The 17,456-nt window shown below is 42.3% G+C and carries 11 protein-coding genes; 9 read left to right on the top strand and 2 right to left on the bottom strand.

Annotated elements, in window-relative coordinates; all coding sequences use genetic code 11:
- Nucleotides 1–548, top strand: a 548-nt coding sequence (locus LD39_RS03740) for an ATP-binding cassette domain-containing protein (protein ID WP_035543025.1), incomplete at its 5' end; no start/stop codon positions are given.
- Nucleotides 545–2,263, top strand: a complete 1,719-nt coding sequence (gene cydC, locus LD39_RS03735; protein WP_035543024.1) for a thiol reductant ABC exporter subunit CydC — start codon at nt 545–547, stop codon at nt 2,261–2,263. The genes LD39_RS03740 and cydC, both read left to right, overlap by 4 nt.
- 114 nt (nt 2,264–2,377) lie before the next feature.
- Here the strand turns inward: cydC and LD39_RS03730 are convergent, their stop codons facing one another.
- Nucleotides 2,378–2,788 carry a hypothetical protein gene (locus LD39_RS03730; RefSeq protein WP_052158718.1) on the bottom strand — a complete coding sequence of 137 codons (411 nt, stop codon included), beginning with the start codon at nt 2,786–2,788 and terminating at the stop codon, nt 2,378–2,380.
- Between the two features lie 140 nt (nt 2,789–2,928).
- On the opposite strand from LD39_RS03730, the gene LD39_RS03725 reads away from it, so the two are divergent.
- From LD39_RS03725 to LD39_RS21710, 6 genes are all read left to right on the top strand, one after another.
- The gene (locus LD39_RS03725) at nt 2,929–3,870 is read left to right on the top strand and encodes an MBL fold metallo-hydrolase (protein ID WP_035543022.1); all 942 of its coding nucleotides are present in this window, start codon (nt 2,929–2,931) and stop codon (nt 3,868–3,870) included.
- 104 nt (nt 3,871–3,974) lie between these two features.
- Nucleotides 3,975–5,687, top strand: a complete 1,713-nt coding sequence (locus LD39_RS03720; RefSeq protein WP_052158717.1) for a DNA-binding protein — start codon at nt 3,975–3,977, stop codon at nt 5,685–5,687.
- A 164-nt stretch (nt 5,688–5,851) separates the two neighbouring features.
- On the top strand, nt 5,852–6,235 hold the full coding sequence (locus tag LD39_RS03715) for a carbonic anhydrase (RefSeq protein ID WP_035543018.1): 384 nt from the start codon (nt 5,852–5,854) through the stop codon (nt 6,233–6,235).
- A gap of 63 nt (nt 6,236–6,298) precedes the next feature.
- Nucleotides 6,299–6,535: a hypothetical protein gene (locus LD39_RS03710; protein WP_035543017.1), complete on the top strand. Its 237-nt coding sequence runs from the start codon at nt 6,299–6,301 to the stop codon at nt 6,533–6,535.
- Between the two features lie 144 nt (nt 6,536–6,679).
- A complete protein-coding gene (locus LD39_RS03705) occupies nt 6,680–7,894 on the top strand; it encodes an ROK family transcriptional regulator (RefSeq protein WP_035543016.1) in 1,215 nt (404 codons plus the stop codon).
- A gap of 13 nt (nt 7,895–7,907) precedes the next feature.
- A complete protein-coding gene (locus tag LD39_RS21710) occupies nt 7,908–12,962 on the top strand; it encodes a TIM-barrel domain-containing protein (protein ID WP_052158716.1) in 5,055 nt (1,684 codons plus the stop codon).
- A 46-nt stretch (nt 12,963–13,008) separates the two neighbouring features.
- On the opposite strand, the gene LD39_RS03695 is transcribed toward LD39_RS21710, so the two are convergent.
- Nucleotides 13,009–15,621 carry a glycoside hydrolase family 31 protein gene (locus LD39_RS03695; protein WP_231572508.1) on the bottom strand — a complete coding sequence of 871 codons (2,613 nt, stop codon included), beginning with the start codon at nt 15,619–15,621 and terminating at the stop codon, nt 13,009–13,011.
- Between the two features lie 430 nt (nt 15,622–16,051).
- Here LD39_RS03695 and LD39_RS03690 point away from each other — a divergent pair, with 430 nt between their 5' ends.
- On the top strand, nt 16,052–17,170 hold the full coding sequence (locus tag LD39_RS03690; RefSeq protein ID WP_035543015.1) for an FAD-binding oxidoreductase: 1,119 nt from the start codon (nt 16,052–16,054) through the stop codon (nt 17,168–17,170).
- Nucleotides 17,171–17,456 lie beyond the last annotated feature (286 nt).

The following is a 17,456-nucleotide window of genomic DNA, read 5'->3' as shown; positions in this document are numbered from 1 at the left end:
ATCACGCTTTATCATCCTATTCAGAGGAAGAGTGGTTCGGTCAGCTGAGCTATATTTCTCAGCATCCTTACCTTTTTTCGGGAACCATAGCCGAGAATATCGAAATTGGTGGAAACGGAAACCATTCAAGAGAAGAAATCATTTCAGCAGCCGAACGAGCGGGATTGGGAGAACTGATTGCTTCTTTAGAACATGGTTATGAAACGAACGTCGGTGAAGCTGGACGTGGTTTATCAGGCGGAGAGAAGCAAAGGCTGGCGATTGCCAGAGCTTTCCTGAAAAAGCCATCTGTCGTCTTGTTTGATGAGCCGACGACGGGTCTCGACTTGAAGACAGAACAAATTCTTCAACAATCGATTCAGGAACTGGCTGACAGCTCAACAATCATTACCGTGGCACACCGTCTTCATACGATTAAAAGGGCTGATCAGATTCTCTTTTTGGAAGGTGGAAGTCTGCTGGGTTCAGGGCGGCATGAAGACTTGTTGGGCAAAATCCCTGCCTATCGCGATATGGTATCCGTACAACAAGGGGGAAGGACATCATGAAAGATTTAGTCGCGGTTATAAAGATTATTGTCATGGAAAAAAAAGATATCTATCTTTCCGTGCTGTTTGGGTTTCTCGCCGGCATTTCTGCAGTGGGACTCTTCGCCTCAAGTGGGTATCTGATTTCAAGAGCCGCTCTGATACCTCCATTGTACGCCCTGACTGTACTCATAGCGTTTTTGAAACTCTTCGGTTTTGTAAGGGCACTTGGCCGATATGCAGAGCGTTACTTTTCCCATAGAGCAACTTTTACGATGCTCAGTAATATAAGGGTCACTTTTTATGAGAAGTTAGAACCTTATGCGCCGAGAGTCTTCCAAAAGTATCGTAGTGGAGATCTGCTTTCCAGAATTGTAGGGGATGTCGAGAGTCTGCAAAACTTTTTCTTGCGTGTCTATTATCCTCCTGTTGTCCTAGTAATCATTTTCTTGAGCACGATCTTGTTCACTTCGTTTTTTTCGCTTGCCATAGCGGTCGTATTGCTGTTAGGTCTTATTTTAACAGGTCTGCTTATCCCTTTATTGTTCGCGTGGACTCAGAGAAAGGTGAATCGCCAGGTACGGGAAGCACGAGGGGAACTGTCTACAGATGCAACAGAATTTCTTTACGGTTTCAGAGATCTGAAAATTTATCAGCAGCTGGATAATAAAGAGAAAAACCTGCAACAGTCGTCGGATCTGTATATAAAAGAGCAGGAAAAAGAAGGCGCCCATATGATGTTTAGTCACTCTATGAACACGATGTTTTCACTAGTCATTTCTTGGCTCGTTTTGGGGATTGGATCCTTGCTCGTAAGCGAAGGGGAGTTGAACGGTTTATTTCTGGCTATGTTAGTCATGATTTCTCTTACGGTATTTGAAAATGCAACGCCAATGGCCGTGCTTCCGACTCACCTCGAAGATAGTAAGCGAGCTTCTAAGCGTCTTTTTTCAATCGTGAAAGAGGAAGCAAAAGAAGTGGAAGAGAAGGAGAGACTTCAGTTACAGGAAAACGAAGCTCCTGCGATAGAGATGAACAATGTTGACTATCATTATCCAGGTGAATCAAGAAAAGCGTTGGATCAAGTAACGCTCTCTATTCCTTCTGGATCTAAGATCGCGGTGGTTGGACCGAGTGGTTCAGGGAAATCAACCTTACTACAAGTTTTCATGAAATTTGTGAAGCCTGATCATGGGGACGTACGCATAAATGGTCTTCCGCTTAGAACAGTGAATCAGGAAAGCGTATGGAAGCATAGCAATGTGGTTTTGCAAGAAAACCATTTCTTTTATGGAACGATTGAAGATAACTTGCGGCTTGCTAGAGAGGATGTAAATAAGGAAGAATTGGAAAACGTGCTTAAAGATGTTGAATTATCATCGTTTTCTCTTGAAGACTTTGTTTATGAAAGAGGTGAAAATTTATCAGGTGGAGAAAAGCAGCGTCTTGCTATCGCCAGAGCATTGTTGAAAGGGAAACGATTGTGGCTGTTGGATGAGCCTACTTCGTCCATTGATGCGCTGACAGAAGAGAAAATTTATAACCATTTGTTCCAAGAAGCCGCGGATGACACGTTGATTCTAATTAGTCATCGGTTAACGGGACTGGAAAATATGGATCAAATTGTTGTCATGGAGCATGGAGCAGTCGTAGAGGTAGGCACTTACGAACAATTGATGAATAAACAGGGTTATTTTTATCAGATGAAACAAATCGAGCAAACCGTTTTCGGATAAGGATGTAAAAGGGAAAAATAACCACCTCAGGACATCCAGATACTGGAAGTTCTGAGGTGGAAGTTTATTCAACTATATTAGCTGAGTTAGGAGACATAGATATTCGACGATATCCTAGTAATAGTATGGATAAGGGTAAGTGTATGGGTGCGTCGGATAATAGTAGGGGGATGGAACGGCGTAAGGGAACAAAGCAAGAGCAGTCAGACCGGCTAAGGGTAAGAACGACCTTCTGAAACGACGAGCCCTTCGGCGTCCGTATCCGCCATAACCATATTGACGCTGGTCTCCGTCTGCATTTCCATCTTCCTCCACCGATACATCTTCACTGATTAATATAGTGATTCCATCATCCTTGACATCAATAATAATGCCATCAACAGAGCTGCCATCCTTCAGCGTCACCATGACATGATAGTATTTATATTTTTCACATTTGCTTTTAGTAGGTTTCATGTAACCTTGATCTTCATTTTGAGGCGTCTGAGCACCCTGAACTTGGCACATATTTCGTTCTTCACTCACTCATAATCAACTCCTCACAACCCATGATATTCACCCAGCCCATGTTCTGTTACAAAATGAAATAATGTAAGGGTTTCCATTAGGAACGAAACCCATATTTTAGTAAACTAGAATCATCATAGAAAGGTGAGGTGGATGGTATGGAGAAGAGAGCGCCGATTCATATGAGCCATGATATTCAATTGATTGATGGTTTTGACTTAGGATTTTCAGGAAGAACAGGTACATACGTATTGCAAGCTGAAAAACTGACATTGGTAGAAACAGGACCGAGTCCTTCCGTTCCCAGGGTTTTGGAAGGGTTAAAGGAACTGTCACTCAGACCAGAAGATGTAGAATACATCATCCTGACGCACATTCATCTTGATCATGCTGGAGGAGCGGGATTATTGATGCGGGAATGCCCAAATGCCAAGGTGATTGTCCATGAAAAAGGAAAAAGACACTTGGCAGATCCATCACGGTTAATTAAAGGGGCAAAAGCTGTATATGGAGAAATGTTTGATCAACTGTTTGATCCGATTGTTCCAATTGAAGAAGAAAAATTATTGGTTAAGCATGAGGGAGAGACATTGGAGATTGGACCAGATCGCACGTTAACCTTCTTGGATACGCCTGGTCATGCCAAGCACCATCTGGGGATCTATGATCCATATAGTAATGGGATTTTCACTGGTGATACAGCTGGAATCAGGTATCATCAAACCGAAGATTACCAGCTCACTTTTTATCTGCCGACAACATCACCGAATCAATTCGATCCGGATGCGATGCTGCAGTCCATTGACAGGTTCCGGAGGTTGAAACCGGACCGATTATATTTCGGACACTTTGGGGAGTCTCAAGAGCCAAAGCGAGCTTTTGATCAAGTCAGTTTATGGATCCCTGTCTTTGTTGAAGAAGCAAAGAAAGCGATGAATAAGGAGGAGGGACTCCCTGGAATTGAAAAGCGGATCTTTCATCGGGTCCATTCTTATTTAAAAGATCATCAAATCCCTGAGCAACACCCCGTCTATGAAATTTTGAAACTAGATATTGAAGTTTGTGCAATGGGCCTCGCCGATTATTTGAATAAGCAATAAGGTGAAGAGCATAAGCAGGAGCGCTTATGCTTTTTTCTTTAAAAAATGAAACAAAACGATGATTCAAAACGTAGAAAAGACATCACATATTAGGAGAGAGATGCATGATTGGGATTATAACAGCAACGATATTATCGTTCGTTCTTTACTTTTTATTTGCTATCATCGCTTATATGAAAAATCCGATGAGACGTAAGTTGATTAGGAAAAATACGATTGGATTGTTTATTTTTGGAGCCATACTCATGGTTGTCTTCGTGTATGTATTCATGCCAACATTAACAATTCCTAACTTATTAATTTTGAATACAATTGTGGCCATTATTTTAGTTCCGCTTATTTATGCAGGGGCAAAAGTACCTGTAAATGCGAAGGTGGCGTATCGTTCATGGACCGGAGGCATAGCTCTCGTGGTCGCCCTGGCGATTATTGGGGTGTTTTTATACAGCATCTTGGCTCTTGGGGAAACGTATGATTCCATTTCGAAATCAGAAGAAGATGAAGCGAGACCTTTGAACGAAGAAAATACTCCGATTTCCGTCGCGCCAGAATCGGCTAGAAACAAAGTCCAAAAAGCGATGAGCGTCGTACCAAACACCCAATTTTATGACCTGGGAAAACTCCAGGCTCAAAGGGTAGGGGAAGACATCGTTTATATCGCTCCTGTTGAATTTACGAGTTTCTGGAGGTATGTCCGGGGGAAAGAAACAGAAGGTTATTTTTCGATACCTGCAACAAATGTCAATGCTCAGCCCGAATTTATTGAAAGTAAAATGAGGTACACCAATTCTAGTTACTTCCAGCATAATGTCCAGCGTGCGGTATATGGAAAGCACCCGGACTATATTCAAAGCGGGGAAGCACAGATTGAAATTGATGATGAAGGGAAACCGTGGTACATTCAGACCATCTACAAACCGATTCTTTTTTCTAACCGTCCGAATATGGATCAAATCAAAATAGCGCTCGTTGACCCAGTATCTGGTAACGTTGAAACGTACGATGCGAGTGAAGCACCTGATTTCATCGAAGGATCGGTCAGTTCTGAACTGGCAGCCATTGAAAATGAATACTTCGGAAAATATGTGCACGGCTGGCTTAATTCCATTTTTGGCAAAAAAGATGTGAAGATCCCTAATGAATCAGGGACAGAAAGCAGTGTGACTCCCATCTTCAGTGAAAACGGGGAGATGTATTACTTTACAGATATGGCATCACCGAAAGAGAACATTGATTCCGCCCTTGGATATACATTGATTCATGCCCGTACAGGAGCACTGACTTATTATAATGGTCAGCAAAACAACGGTATTATGGACAGCAAGGGTGCTAAGCAAATCGTCAATAAAGAGTTCCCAGAGAAGAATTGGACTGGATCGATGCCGATTCTGTATAACGTGGATGGTCATCCGACTTGGATTGTAAATGTGCTTGATCCAAATGGCTTATTTAAGCAATATGCTTATATAAAAGCTTCTGACTCTGATTTTGCTGTTTTTGGTGATACAGCGAAACAAACGTTGAATGCGTATCGACTGCAGCTCGCTCAAGACCCGAGCACGGTCGAGGGCAGTGGAGGAGTAGAGCTGACAGAAAAGAGCGGCGTGATCAATCGAGTCCTTGTTACTTCAACGGATGAACGTCAGTCAGTCCAGTTCCTGCTTCAAGGGGAAACAACCATTTACACCGTCAATACGAGTAAAGCGCCATTAGCTATTTTCCTCCGGGAAGGGGATCAAGTAGAGATGCAAGCCAGAATTCGTGAAAACGGAACGGCTACTGTGGAAGAGATGCAAATTGAAGGGATTAATCAATAAAAAAAGCAGCGGGTTTAGAATTCCCACTGCTTTTTCTAGTAAAGATGCTGAAGCATAAGAGCGCTATTCAGATCTTACTTTGTCTCCGTTCATCTTGTCCTCTAATGCTAGTAGAGACTTTATGGTAAAATAGATAGTAACCAATAATACAAGGAGGAAAAATCATGACGAAATCAACGTTTGCTACAGCTATCAATTGTATGGACGGGAGAGTTCAGCTGCCGGTTATTCATTGGATGAAAGAAAACTACCAGGTCGAGTACATAGATATGATTACAGAGGCTGGACCAAACCGTGTGATTCTTAATGGAACAGAGGAAGAACTAGAGTCCATGAAATCAAAAGTGGCGATCTCTACGGATAACCATGGGTCAGAAGTCGTTGCTGTGGTCGGCCACCATGATTGTGCAGGAAATCCATGTGATCGAAGCGACAAAGTAGAACAAACGAAAAAGTCTGTTGAAGTGATTCAATCCTGGAATTCTTCTGTTACCGTAATTGGATTGTATGTGAATGAGAAGTGGGAAGTCGAAGTTGTCACAGAATAAAGGTAACCGTGACTCGTTTAGCGAATATAGAGGGGAATAAATTCGCACGAAGGAGCGATGGGGTTGGAACAAACAAGTTGGTTTGAGTTGGTGGAGGATGAATGGGATCCCATTTACGTTGAGCTGCAGAAGTTTTCTCAAAATCACCCCGTCGTTCATATCCCGCCTTTTACGATTACGAAAAACAAATTTGAGCTTTTTGAAATCGAAGCTGAAGGTGTCCACGATTGTGTGAGTACACTTGAACAATGCTATAGGTACTTATGTGCTTACAGCGGAGATAAGGAGAAGGCCTTATAGTAGAGGCCTTCTCCTTATTTTTATTATGCAAATTTAACAAAATAGCGGAAAATGAAAGGTTTTGTAATATATTCTGAATTTTTACATAATTACTTGTTTCAATGAATGAAGTAAGTTAAGATCAAAGAAAAAAGGAGGTGCGAAATGAGAATTGGAAACAAAGCTTTGATTAAAGAATTGAACCGTTCTCACGTTGTTTCAATTATTCGTACCCATCAGCCGATTAGTCGTACTCAGATTTCCAAAACATTGAATTTAGGTTTATCTACGGTGACTTATATAACAGAAGAGCTGCTTGAGGCTGGTTTAGTTTTTGAAAAAGGAACGGCACAATCAACAGGTGGCAGGAAAGCGACTTTACTAACCTTTAACGAAGAGTATGGATATGCTTTTGGGGTGAAAATTGAGGAATCCCAGGTTATTGTGGCTTGCACAGATCTTAATGCTAAAGTCCTTCGTAAGCATACATTTTCTTTTAAAAAGACTACCGAACCAGAAACTTTGCTGCATTCCATTATTCAACACATCCGTCAAATTATCTTAGAAACAAACCTTTCCCCAAATAAGCTGATTGGCATAGGGATGGCTTCTTCGGGTCTGATTAATAACAAACAAGGAAAAGTTATTCGTTCGACCTTATTAGGGTGGGAACAAGTAGAGGTTCGCAAAAAAATGAGGGAATCATTCAACGCACCTATTTTTATCGACAATAATGTAAACGCTTACACAAAAGCTGAGCGCCAATTTGGTTATGGTAGAGGTTTGAGTGATTTTTTATGCGTTTCCGTAGGAGCGGGTGTAGGGGCCTCACTTTTTTCGGATGGAAAAGTCTATGGTGGTCACCACGGTGGAGCTGGTGAAGTTGGTCATATGGTGATCAAGCAGGATGGATACCGCTGTCATTGCGGTCAGAAAGGGTGTCTTGAGATGCACGCTTCTGAACGATTTCTTGAGCAAGAAGGGAGACAGATCAAACACCTTTATCCTGAAAGTCCGCTTCATCACACAGATTTCATGTTTGAGCAAGTGACTTCAGCTGCACGATCAGGAGATGCATTGGCTAAGGGGTTATTAAAGAAGCTGGGAGAAAATCTTGGCATCGGGGTGTTAAACTGTATTAATCTATTCAATCCTTCTGCTGTCATATTTATTGGGGAAGGTTTAGTCGCAAAGGACTTTTTTATGACTTACACTCTTGAAACAGCATCGGATAACTTCTTTTCAAAAGCTGGGTGTGATGTCTCCTTTCAAGTCTCAATGTTAGGGGACGATGCTTGGGTACAAGGAGCAGCTTTGCAGGCGATTGATCATTGGTTTGAGCATCCTATAAATGAGGAGAGTCGCTTACTTCTCTCTTAAAGGAGGAACTTTGATGTACTCAAGTAGATGGAAGAATTCGTTGTATATTTGTTCGGTTTTTTTCATTATGATTTTAGCAAACACTCACGTGGAAGCGCGGGAGAGCTCCTCGACAGCAAAAGGATCTGGCCCCCTCTATTGGATTTCTTATGAACACCAATTTACAAATAATACTTATTTACCTGAGGATCGATGGAAGCAAAATATTGACTGGATGGCTGAGAACTTTCAGCCCTACGGGTATGACATGATGAGTACAGATGGGTGGATTGAAGGCTCCACGAAGCATACGGAAAATGGGTATATCATTTCCCACAATGATTCCTGGGAACATGGATGGAAATACTGGGCGGATTATCTTGAGAGCAAAGGAATGAATCTAGGGATCTATTACAACCCTTTATGGGTGACGCCTGCAGCTGTGAATAATGAAAATGCGACAGTTATCGGAAGGCCGGATATTAAGATCAAAGACATTGTCACAGAAGGGGACCGTTTTAACGGGGGGCAAGACACCTCGTTATACTGGGTGGACGTTACAAAAGATGGGGCGAAAGAATTTGTGCAGGGCTATGTGAATTTTTTTAAAGAGCAAGGCTCCAAATTCTTGCGAGTCGATTTTCTTTCCTGGTATGAAACGGGGACAGATAAAAGTATTGGAGAAGTCGGAATAGCTCATGGGCGTGAAAACTATGAAACCGCCCTTAGATGGATGGAAGAAGCGGCAGGAGATGACATGACATTAAGTTTAGTTATGCCCCACTTGAAAAACCATGCGGAACTGGAACTCAAGTATGGAGATATAATTCGTATTGATGAAGATGTTTTCCATGGAGGATGGGATCACATCAGTGGGAGACGTCAGGAGTGGACGGATACTTGGTCGCAATGGGCGAACCCATTCCAAGGCTTCACCGGATTTGCCGATGTGTCCGGACGTAACTCTATGATTCTCGATGGAGATTTTCTGCGTATGAATACATTCACAGGAGAGTTTGAAGAGGAAGAAAAGAAAACGGCTGTTTCCCTCTTCACATTGGCAGGTTCCCCTATTGCGATTGCCGATCAGTTCGACACCATTGGAGAAGATGCGCATTTCTATCAAAACTCAGAGCTTATTGAACTGAATCAGCAAGGATTAGCAGGGAAGCCGATTTTTTATAATAACGAACATTACAAGTTTAGCAGTCGTGATAGTGAACGCTGGCTTGGACAGTTACCTGATGGGGCATGGGTGCTTGGTTTGTTTAACCGATCGGATGTAAGAAAAGAACTTGCCGTAGATTTTTCTAAGGAATTGGGTCTCGAGACAGAAGCGTATGTGAGAGACTTGTGGGCTCATGAAGATATTGGGTATCGATACAATCACAAAGCCTACTTAACTCCACACGATACAAGCATGGTCAAGGTCGTACCTCGATCTGCGAATAAAAAATACGAAACCGAAGTAGCTTCCTATCAACAGGGTGCTTATTTCAATAACGAGCAACAAGGCTTTAATAGTTTTGGTTATATTGAAAACATGGACCAACCCGATGCTTCTGTAACCGTGGCTATTTCTGTTCCAACCGCTGGTGATTACACCTTGAACTTTCGTTATGCCAATGGATCAGATAATTCTTCTACAAAAACGCTAGTGGTCAATGAACAAAACCAGTCAGTAACGTTCGAATCGACAAATGGCTGGGATACTTGGAAAGGCAAACAATCCACTGTCCAATTGGAAGAAGGAGAAAACCTGGTTACTGTGAAGAATAGTGCAGGGGATGAGGGAGAACTGCACCTGGATTATATCGAGCTCCTCCATCCAGAAGTATTCCTGACAAACGGGGATTTTGAAATGGGAGACCAGACTGGCTGGAGTGTTTGGAACCCTGACAATGCCTGGACGGGGGTAAACAAGGAAGACGCTCATGACGGATCGAAGCATTATTTTTATAAGTCGGAACCTTATCAGGCAAGTATCCATCAGAAGATAAAAGGGATTGAAAATGGCGAATATAAAGTAAGTGCCTGGGTGAAATTGCAGCCTTATAATGACCCGACATTCGAAAGTTCTGGCAACATCGCACGAATGGAAGTATCTGAGCATGGCAGTGACCAAATTAATGTAGATATAAAACCAGAACAACCTGAGTTTCAATGGAAAGAAATCACTCAGACTTTTGAGGTGACAAGCGGGGAACTAGATATAGGTTTTTATACAGTAGCGCCCGGTAACACGTCCTTTCAAATTGATGATGTAAAATTAGAAAAGGTTGGAGAAACATCGTCCGTAGACTATCTCACAAATTCTACTTTCGAACAGGGTATGGACCATTGGACAACAGATTCATTGCCACAAACCACAATACTAACGGAAAACAATTCTTCTTTTTCTCGTATGAAAACAAAATCTGAGGTGTGGCAATATGTCACTCTTCCTGAAGGAAACTATAAAGTGAAAGCTAAGGCTAGAAAAAACGGGGTGACAACCAAATCAGAAATCTATGTTTCTTATGGAGGCGGAAAAGAGTCTAAACAGATTTCCGCGGAGGATTGGAGCGCCCTAGAGACCTCTCCTATTTCAGTAGAGGGAAATGAAGTAGTCAAAGTAGGAGTGCTCGTTGACGGGGATGAAGAAAGTTATCTTGATCTGGATGATCTCGATATCGTTAAGGCAGAAGTGACAACGCCTCAGGTCACTCATTTACCTGCGTTACAATCTTCCAATCCTTATGATGAAGAGGGAAATGGGATCACATTTCATACGGAAGATCAAGCAGCGGTAAGGTTATCTTTCTTAAATGAAGGAATTGCCCGTGTTTGGATGGAGCCGACAGGAACATTTTCTAAGAAAAAGTCTTATGTTGTGGATAATGAGACAGCAAAAGATTTATATAGTCTGACCGATGAAAAAGATTACTATAAAATCACAACAAGGGAGATGACGATAAGGGCTTATAAGAACCCTTTCCGTCTAGCTTATTATGATCGTCAAAATAAGACCTTACTTACAAAAGATACACCCGATGGTGGCCTTGGGTACGATCAGTATAAAGGGGTCTATCAATCGTTCGAACTAAGTACTGATGAACATCTTTATGGTCTTGGAATGGATCGACACACTCAAGAGCTTGATAAACGTGGAACTACAATAACAATGGATAACAACATGGTTGGAGGGCACGGAGGAAATACCTCCGATATTTCAGGTACCTTCCTGGCTTCCACAAATGGTTATGGCGTTTATTTTGATAACACTTATCAGAACGCTCAGTTTGACTTAGGAAAAGCAGAAGAGTCAGATTACTCCTTCTATGCTCCGAATGGAGAAATGGTCTATTATTTCATGGCTGGACCGGACTTTTCTCAAGTAATGAACTCGTATGGTGAGCTGACAGGAGAGCCTCCTTTACCGCCAAAATGGTCGCTTGGCTATATACAATCGAAATTCGGATATAAAAGCTGGGAGGAAGTGGAACAGATCGCCAATACCTTCAGAGATAAAGCGATTCCTATGGATGGTTTAATTCTCGATGTTTATTGGGCGAAAGAGGATCAATACTTTGATTTTACTTGGTCGGACGCTTTTGCGAATTCTGAAGATCATCTCAAGCAATTAGCTAACAAAGGTGTGAAAGTGACTCCTATTGTAGATCCCTACATTGAGTCAACCGCGAATAATTATAAAGAGGCTGAGGATAAGGGCTACTTTGTCCAGGACACTTCAGATCGAACGGTCACATATCCAGCCTGGTACGGAGATGGTGGACTGATTGATTTTACCAATGAAGAAGCAGCGAAATGGTACACTCAACAAGCCAAATCCCTTTATGATAATGGAACGAAAGGGTGGTGGATTGATTTAAATGAACCAGAACAAAAATTGGATCCAATCCGTGACCACTTTCGAGCAGGAAGAGCCGATGAAATTAAAAATGTTTATGCTCTATTAGAATCAAGAGCCTTCTATGAAGGGCAACGTTCCTATACAGATGAGAGGGTTTGGTCGCTCGCAAGGTCTGGTTTTTCTGGAATTAGTGAATATGGGACGACCGTGTGGACAGGTGATATTGATGCATCATGGGAAGCATTGACACACAACTTGCAGCTTGGACTTACAGCATCGATGTCCGGTATGCCTTATTTTACTACGGATGCTGGAGGTTTTTCAGGTGAACCTTCTTCTGAGTTGTACACCCGTTGGATGCAGGCAGCCGCTTACATGCCGATTTTTCGCTCTCATGGAGCGGATGGAGCACGGGAGCCCTGGGCTTTTGGAGAACAATCTGAAGCTATTGTAACGCAGGCCATAAGACAGCGTTATCGCCTGCTTCCTTATATCTATTCAGCTGTCCAAGATACGACTGAAAAGAATCTCCCATTGATGAGGCCGCTTGTTTTTGATTATCAAAAGGACTCGAACGTATTCAACCTAGAAGACCAGTGGATGTTCGGGCCATCGTTGCTTATCGCTCCTGTTCATAAGGAAGGAAGTTCAAAGCGAGGCGTTTATCTCCCTGATGGAAACTGGTATGAATGGGATGGGCAAGAAGTTTACGAAGGGGGACAAACGATCAGTTATGGCGCACCATTAGCGAAAATTCCTGTGTTTGTTAAAGAAGGATCGATCATTCCTCTGGGAGAAGATATTCAGTATGTAGGGGAAAAGCCAAATAATCTGATTACCTTAAGAATTTACCCTTATCAGTCCGGTGGCCTTTCCACGTATACCTTATATGAAGATGATGGGTCTACCTATAAGTATGAAGAGGGGACCTTTGCGACAACGGAAATTACAGCAGAGAAGCAGAAAGATGAGACGCTGGTGACCATTGGAAAAAGGCAAGGCTCCTATGAAGGAATGGTTGAAAAACGAACCTACACCGTCGAATTGCCATTCGAGGAGTCTCCGAAATGGATTAAAGTTAACGGAGAGAAACTTGAATCAGTAAAAGAATCAGACGGTATAGCTAAGAACAACTCTTTCGAATATGACGAAAAACAAAAAACGATTCAGATAAAAACTAAAGCTAAGTCAGATGGTGAACTAACAATCAGAGTGAAACATAAGGGTGAAAAATAATGAAAAAGGTCCGCGGAGTATATCCACGGACCTTTTTCATTGATGTTTAATGCTTATTCTTGCCTTTACCTTTTGCTTTTTCTGTTTTCTTATCATTGTGGAAAAAGATTTTTACTTTCTTCGCTTCATCCACAGGAACATTCACATAGGTTGTCTTGTTTTCTTCATCATAAAAGTATGTGTTTTCGTTTTGCTTCACTTCTTCTGCAGAGTCTACTTCTTTGTACTTCGTAGAGGCCGCTTGGACTTTTCGTGGCATGTTTTCGTTGTTTAACTTCAACGTGTATGTTTCAAGGGCAGAATCATAATTAGAAACCTTCTGGTTAGACGTGAACTCAACATGCTTCCCTTTACGATTTAGGTTAAAGGTCGTTTCATTATACTCCCCGTTCTTGTAATCTTCCGTCTCTCCATCGTCTTCGATGAATGTGTAAGAAGACTTGTCTTCCAAGTACGTATCCAGGATCAAGTTCTCTAATGGTTTTTCACCTGTGTGTTTCTGGACATTACGGTGAGGGATGATGTCGCCTTTTTTGACGTAAAGCGGAAGTGTACCTAAGTCAGCTTCTTTGTTGATCGTTTGACCGCCCGCGTGCTCTTCACCAGTCCAATAATCTACCCACGTTTCACCTTCTGGAAGGTAAACATCTCTAGAAGTGGCTCCTTCTTCAACGACAGGAGCAACAAGAAGAGAAGATCCAAACATGAACTGTTGGTTGATATCATAGGTGTTTTCGTCCTCTTGGAACTGGTAAACAAGCGGCTGTTGAACTGGAGTTCCATTTTCACTTGCCTCAATAAAGGCATTGTACAAGTAAGGCATCAGCTTGTAGCGCTGTTCGATATACTTCTTACTGATTTCTTCAACTTCTTCTCCATATTGCCACGGTTCTTGCCCGGGAATATCTTTTGCATCTGGATCAAACGCTACGGTACTTCCGTTATCTGCATGTATACGAGAGAAAGGAATGAATACGCCGAATTCGATCCAACGTGCAAATAGTTCTGGAGTTGGACGCTTGGCGAATCCTCCAATGTCATTACCTACAAATGGTACACCGGATAAACTGACATTGTTATTCATTGGGATAGCTAAACGCATAGACTCCCATGAACTTTCGTTATCACCTGTCCAAAGTGTGCTGTAACGTTGGGAGCCTGCGTACATGTCCCTGGTAAGTACAAATGGACGCTTGTTAGGTTTTAAGATATCAAAGGCTTTGTCAGAGGACATTGCTTCATAATGAGCAAACATGTTGTGGAATTCGGAGTGCAACATGTCTCCGTATTTAACATCAAGAGGCTGAGTCTTGGTAGGAGTATCAAAAACTGCAGGTTCATTCATATCGTTCCAAATGCCATCTACCCCAGCTTCGAAAATCTTACGGTGGCTTTCCGCCCACCAGTCACGAACATCTTCTTCTGCAAAGTCAGGGAAGACTGAATCTCCAGGCCACACTTCTCCAACATAAGGACTGCCGTCAGGATTAGTAGCCCAATAGTCATTGGCGGTTCCTTCATCGTACATGTAGTAGCCTTCATCTACTTTAATTCCTGGATCACTTACTGCAACAGAACTTACACCTTTGTCTTGGAGCCATTGATTAAAGGCAGCAGGGTCTTCAGTAAAGTCTTCGCCCCATGTGAAGTTTCGGTAGCCATCCATGTGATCAATGTCCAGGTGAACACCATCAAGAGGAATATCTTTCTCACGATATTTTTCTACGATTCCTTTGATTTCATCAGCTGTTTCGTAACCCCATTTACTCTGGTGGAGTCCGATCGCCCATTTTGGAGGACGTTGCATAGTCCCTGTCAATTGACTGTATCGTGACAGCACATCTTGGATCTCAGGTCCGTAGGCGAAATAATAGCTGAGCTGACCATCGTTTGCGTAAAAGTAATAGTAGTCGTCACTCTCACTAGCCATTTCATAGTAGGAACGATTGCTGTTATCAAAAAAGATACCATAAGCTTTTTCATCTTTTAGCCCGATGAAAAATGGTATCGTCGTGTAAAGGTATTTCGTATCTTTATTATAATTATAAGCATCGTTGTTCCACATGCCCATACTGTCTCCACGGCGGTTCAAGTCCCCAGCCTGTTCACCAAAACCATAAAAAGCTTCATCGTTAGACGTGTCCTTAAAGACATAAGGCTTACCGTCTTCATACCCAGCACCATAGTCCATGTTATCCTGGTTGATGACATTTCCTTCACTGTCTAAAAACTTAATTCCAAAAGGCTGCTTGTTAATCTTCACTGTGATCTCATCGGTAGAAATGGAAATCGTATCTTCAGTTTCTTCCATTTCAAAGCTTGGAGTATCCCAATTGTTTTCAGTAATGGCTGCAGTTTCTTTTTCTTCTTCTCCTTGCTTCAGAATCGAGATTTTAGCAACATCATCTGTCTTTAGCTTGATGTGAGCTTTGTAGTTATCAGATAGTACAAGCTTCACTCCATCATCAATAGCTTCGACAGACTGAACCATCAGCTTTTGCTGCATAGCAGCTGCTTTATCCAGTTCTTTTTCCGGATAGGTATCAGCTACAGCCAATACACTGGATTCCGGGATGACAGACGGCAGTAATAAAGTTGTCGCTACAGTCATCGTGGCTAAACCTTTGCCAATCTTCTTCGTCTTGTGCTTTTTCTCCAAAATCAATCACCTCTTTTTAAAATTTGTGTGCAATACATGTCATTTTTTAGGATGTATTTAATATGTATGCACATTTTAATTGTATAAGATGATCTATTTATTTGGCAATTAGTCGTATAAGAGCATTTTTATGGTAATAATGGATTAAATGTAGAGTTAAAAGTACTGGGCTAATCGTATTTACAGAAATATTACATCCATATAAAAATAAACACTTAGTATTAGTGGGCCATTATACTATTTTCCTGAAATGAGTATATATGTGTATACTTTGTGAATGACAGACTATTATAGACACATGTCCATGTGCATGATTTAAAGGGAAAATATGTATACAAGTGAAGTTACAATAAGTGAAGCATACGATTGTGCGTCTCTCATTAATCTTATAGAATGATACAAAGAAACTTTTGAAAAAAGGTGTTTTTATATGCAAAAATACATGGTTATCGGAGCAGGAATATTAGGCGCATCAACCGCCTACCACTTAGCGAAAAAGGGGGCTGATGTAACAATCATTGACCGTAATGACCGGGGACAGGCGACTGAGGCAGCAGCCGGAATCGTATGCCCCTGGTTATCGCAAAGACGGAATAAAAAGTGGTACCGTCTCGTCAAAGGCGGGGCAAGATATTACCCTGAATTGATTGAAATGTTGAAAGAAGATGGAGAAAGAGAAACCGGATACAGCCGTGTAGGGGCTATCAGTCTTCATACCGATGAGAAAAAACTCGATCAAATGGTCGAGCGTGCGTTTAAGCGAAGAGAGGATGCCCCGGAAATCGGGGAGATCACTCGACTATCTCCTGAGGAAACAAAAGAGAAGTTTCCTCTTTTGGCAGAAGAGTATGGATCTGTGCATGTGAGTGGAGCTGCCCGTGTTGATGGGCGAGCGTTGAAAGCGGCTCTTTTGAATGCTGCACAAAAGAACGGAGCGACGTTCATCCAAGGTGATGCTTCTCTTATCTATCAAGAAGGAAAGGTGACAGGTGTCAAGGTGAATGGCGAAACCATAGATGGGAAGGTACTCGTGACTGCAGGAGTCTGGGCAAAATCACTGCTAGACCCCATTGGAGTGGAATTTTTAGTTTCTTCTCAGAAGGCCCAGATTGTCCACCTTGATATGCCGAACACAGACACCAGTCAGTGGCCCGTTGTAATGCCCCCAAATAACCAATACATGCTCTCTTTCGACGGCGGACGCATTGTTGCAGGGGCGACCCATGAAGATGATGTTGGGTTTGATCAAAGACCGACCGCCGGCGGGATGCATTATATTTTTGATAAGGCATTGGAAGTTGCCCCTGGGTTATATGACAGTACATTAGTAGAAACACGGGTTGGTTTTCGTCCCTTTACCCCAGGATTTTTGCCTGTGTTTGGACCAGTGCCGAATATCGATGGGTTATTGGTGGCAAATGGGTTAGGTGCCTCCGGATTAACGTCTGGACCATACCTCGGCGCAGAATTGGCGAAGCTCGCATTAGGAGCGACAACAGAACTTGACCCGGCTGAATATGATGTAGCGGAAGCGGTTCGTTCAGAATAAAGGATTCAGTTCAGTAAAACTCATACGAAAAGGGGCTGGGACATAATTAAAAGCATCCAATCTAAAGACGAACAAATTAAGGATAAGGAAATTTAGAAGTAATCAATGGCTCTGAATGACCGCTTCGGAAATACACTCCGCTTTTCGCGGGCGGCTGGTGAGCCTCTTCACGCTGCGCACTGTGGGGTCTCACCGATGCCTTCCTCCCGCAGAAGTCTCCGTGTATTTCCTACGCTGGAATGGTCTAATTCCTTCTTCTACATGTTTAGTTTTCTCAGCGTAGACA

It is taken from the genome of Halobacillus sp. BBL2006, from assembly GCF_000786645.1.
In the GTDB taxonomy this organism is placed as follows: domain Bacteria; phylum Bacillota; class Bacilli; order Bacillales; family Halobacillaceae; genus Halobacillus.
The sequence above is the reverse complement of the archived record's forward strand: the minus strand, read 5'-3'. Positions and strand labels throughout refer to the sequence as shown.

What these genes read in the sequence shown, in the direction of transcription:
- LD39_RS03715 (WP_035543018.1), top strand. Translation starts at nt 5,852, where the DNA reads ATGACGAAATCAACGTTTGCTACAGCTATCAATTGTATGGACGGGAGA.
- LD39_RS03725 (WP_035543022.1), top strand. Translation starts at nt 2,929, where the DNA reads ATGGAGAAGAGAGCGCCGATTCATATGAGCCATGATATTCAATTGATT.
- cydC (WP_035543024.1), top strand. Translation starts at nt 545, where the DNA reads ATGAAAGATTTAGTCGCGGTTATAAAGATTATTGTCATGGAAAAAAAA.
- LD39_RS03690 (WP_035543015.1), top strand. Translation starts at nt 16,052, where the DNA reads ATGCAAAAATACATGGTTATCGGAGCAGGAATATTAGGCGCATCAACC.
- LD39_RS03705 (WP_035543016.1), top strand. Translation starts at nt 6,680, where the DNA reads ATGAGAATTGGAAACAAAGCTTTGATTAAAGAATTGAACCGTTCTCAC.
- LD39_RS03720 (WP_052158717.1), top strand. Translation starts at nt 3,975, where the DNA reads ATGATTGGGATTATAACAGCAACGATATTATCGTTCGTTCTTTACTTT.
- LD39_RS21710 (WP_052158716.1), top strand. Translation starts at nt 7,908, where the DNA reads ATGTACTCAAGTAGATGGAAGAATTCGTTGTATATTTGTTCGGTTTTT.